The following is a 2,686-nucleotide window of genomic DNA, read 5'->3' as shown; positions in this document are numbered from 1 at the left end:
CTGCGACCCGGCAACACCCCAATCAAAATAGTAGGAGTGAAGAAGGGTTGTTATGCCTCGGGCAGCGAATGAACGGATGAACCTGCGGGTGGCGGCGCAGGAGAAGGCGACGCTGATGCGGGCAGCCGCGCTTGTGCATGCGGATTTGACGGAGTTCGTCACCCGTGCGGCCCTGCGCGAGGCCGAAGCGGTGATCAAGAGCGCCGAGAGGATAGAGGTCTCGGAACGGGATTTCCTGCGCATTCTGGAGCTTTTGGACAACCCGCCGCCGCCGAATGAAAAACTACGGGCCGCGATCGCCGCCTTGCCGCGTGATCGATAAACCTTCCGGCCTAGCACGAGGAGCCTATCTCGAAGGCGCACGATCGCGGCGACTTCGATTGCGGCGATGCGGACATGAACGTCTTCCTTGCCCGTTATGCGCGCCAGAGCCATGAACAGAACGCCACCAAAACGTATTGTGCGATCGAAACGGCGCGGCCCGGTCGGATCCTTGGATTCTATTCGGTCGCGCCGTCGGCCGTTGATCATGCAGCCGTGCCGGCGCGCATGACCCCGCGGCTTGCGCCCCACGATGTCCCAGCCTTTCTGCTGCCGCGGATCGCCGCCGACGGATCGATCGCAGGGCCGGGCTGGGCGGTCAGCTGCTGGCAACCGCCGCCAGGCGGTGGCTGGTGACGGAAGGCGGCGGCATCCTTTTGATCAACGACGCCAAGAACGAATGCGCGGCCCATTGGAACGCTTCCGTCGGCGCCGGGCGCCTGCTGGGCCAGCCGCAAGGTCAGCCGCTTCGGCTGGCGGCGGATTTGCGGGCTGCGGGCCATCTCTGAGAGCCTCGTTCAATGAAGCTGGCCGGCGCTGTCCCTATGGAGCGAGGCATGCCGACGGGGCCGACCGTGGGCAGGGGGAGGGCCCCATTGACGTTATTGGCCGGTGCCCGATCACGGCCTTCCTTGCCCCTCGCGAGGGTGATTTCTGCGATGTCGGGCAATTCCCTCGTCTGCTTCGTCGGCCATCACTGAGTCCGCTCGCTCGATTCACGAGTCGCAGGAGTATTCGGCTTGGTTGGCTACCCGAACTCAGCACGGTCGCGACACCCATTGAATACCATAGCACCAAGTGCTATCTTTCGTCATGCCCGATCGAATATTCAAGACAGCTTGGTTCGCCAAAGCGGCGCGCAAGGGACGGCTTCCGGATGCAGCGCTTTTGCGCGCAGCCAGGGAGGCCGCGCAGGGCAAGGCGGACGATCTCGGCGGAGGCGTTTTCAAGAAGCGGCTCGGCGACAATCGCTTTCGCTCGATCCTGCTCGCCAGGAGCGGCGCGTTTTGGGTTTACGTCTATCTGTTCGCCAAGCAGGACAGGGCGAATATCGACGATGATGAATTGCGTGCGTTTCGCGAGCTGGCGGCGCTCTACAGGCGAAAATCCACCGCGGATTTGGACGCGGAATTGAATGCTGGAGCTTTGATGGAGATTGGTGATGGCCACTAAGCGGAAGTTCAAGAGCGACGCCTTCGAGGCGATCCACAGCGCGGTGGAGGGCATGGTGCGCGCCGGCACGGTCGACAAGCAGACCCTGCGCTCGTTCGACGAAGCCTGCCTGTCCCGGCCGACGCCATTCGACGCCACGAAGATCAAGGCGCTGCGCGAGCGCAATCACGTCAGCCAGCCGGTGTTCGCGCGCTATCTCAACACGTCGGAATCGACGGTGCAGAAGTGGGAGACCGGCGCCAAGCGGCCGAGCGGGCTGGCGCTCAAGCTTCTGTCGGTGGTCGAAAAGCACGGTTTGCAGGTGCTGCAGTAGGCCTTTTTTCAAAACGAACGATAAGGCAACATTATCATTCGTTTTATCACTCCGACAAGCTGTGCGTTTTGAAACGAAAATCGTGGCACAAAGCGCACGGCCGCTTTACCCTCGAAAGCATGATTCGCCTCGATCCCGCGACCGCCAGCCTCGCTGCGCCGCCCGCCGTTCCGGCCTGGGCGCTCGCAGCTAGCACCGTGTCCAGTGACGCCGACGCCGCCTTCCAGGCCGGCGCCGCCCTGGGCGCGCTCGACACGCTTGCCCGGGCGCAGGCTGCCTGGGCCGGCGCCTGGCGGCAACGGCTGGCGCTCAAATGCGCCGCCGCCAGCATGCGGCTGGCCGGCCGCGCCGAGGATGAAGCGGCCTTGCGCGATGCCTGGCAGCTCTGCCCTTCCGGCGCCGATCCCGGTCCCGCCGGCGCCATCTTTGGCGCCTGGCGCCAGCTGGCGCTGCAGCCGCCGGCGGTCGGCGCCGATCGTCTGGCAAAGGTGGCCGAGATGCTCGGGCTCGCGTGGGACGATGAGGCGCTCGCCGACCTCCGCACGAAGATCGAGGACGTGGCGGGGTCCCGGCGGCAGGCGCCGCTCGCCGCGGCGGCAATCGCCGCCCACGTCGTCGCCGTGCGCCCCGATGCCGAGCTTTTTGGCTGGTGGCTCGCCGACCTGGTGCTGGCGCAAGGCCTGCGCTGGCCGCGGCCGCTGCCGCTGTTGATGACGCAAGCCTTTGGCCCGGCCTTCCGCACCGACGGCGGCGGCGGCAAGCGCATCCGACCGGGCGAAAAAGGTTTTGAGCGCGCGGCAAAGCCGCCGCAGTGTGATGCGCTGTGTCGGCATTCCAGCCGCCTAGCAAGCTTCGCTGACGGGGTGGTGGGGTCAATCT

General features: G+C 65.5%; 4 protein-coding genes and 1 pseudogene. All 5 read left to right on the top strand.

The window, feature by feature from the left end:
* Positions 1-52: 52 nt before the first annotated feature.
* Positions 53-322, top strand: a complete 270-nt coding sequence (locus EOA29_RS32180; protein ID WP_127222130.1) for a DUF1778 domain-containing protein — start codon at positions 53-55, stop codon at positions 320-322.
* A gap of 26 nt (positions 323-348) precedes the next feature.
* Positions 349-830: pseudogene (locus EOA29_RS32175) on the top strand (GNAT family N-acetyltransferase).
* A gap of 304 nt (positions 831-1,134) precedes the next feature.
* On the top strand, positions 1,135-1,494 hold the full coding sequence (locus EOA29_RS32170; RefSeq protein WP_127222129.1) for a type II toxin-antitoxin system RelE/ParE family toxin: 360 nt from the start codon (positions 1,135-1,137) through the stop codon (positions 1,492-1,494).
* Entirely contained in the window at positions 1,484-1,807 is a 324-nt protein-coding gene (locus tag EOA29_RS32165) for a DNA-binding transcriptional regulator (protein WP_127222128.1), read from the top strand. Before EOA29_RS32170 ends, EOA29_RS32165 begins: the two co-directional genes overlap by 11 nt.
* 119 nt (positions 1,808-1,926) lie before the next feature.
* The coding region (locus EOA29_RS32160) for a DUF1403 family protein (protein WP_127222127.1) at positions 1,927-2,686 on the top strand (760 nt) is incomplete at its 3' end.

It is taken from the genome of Mesorhizobium sp. M1E.F.Ca.ET.063.01.1.1, from assembly GCF_003998155.1.
Taxonomy (GTDB): domain Bacteria; phylum Pseudomonadota; class Alphaproteobacteria; order Rhizobiales; family Rhizobiaceae; genus Mesorhizobium.
This window is presented reverse-complemented; position numbering and strand designations above follow the sequence as displayed.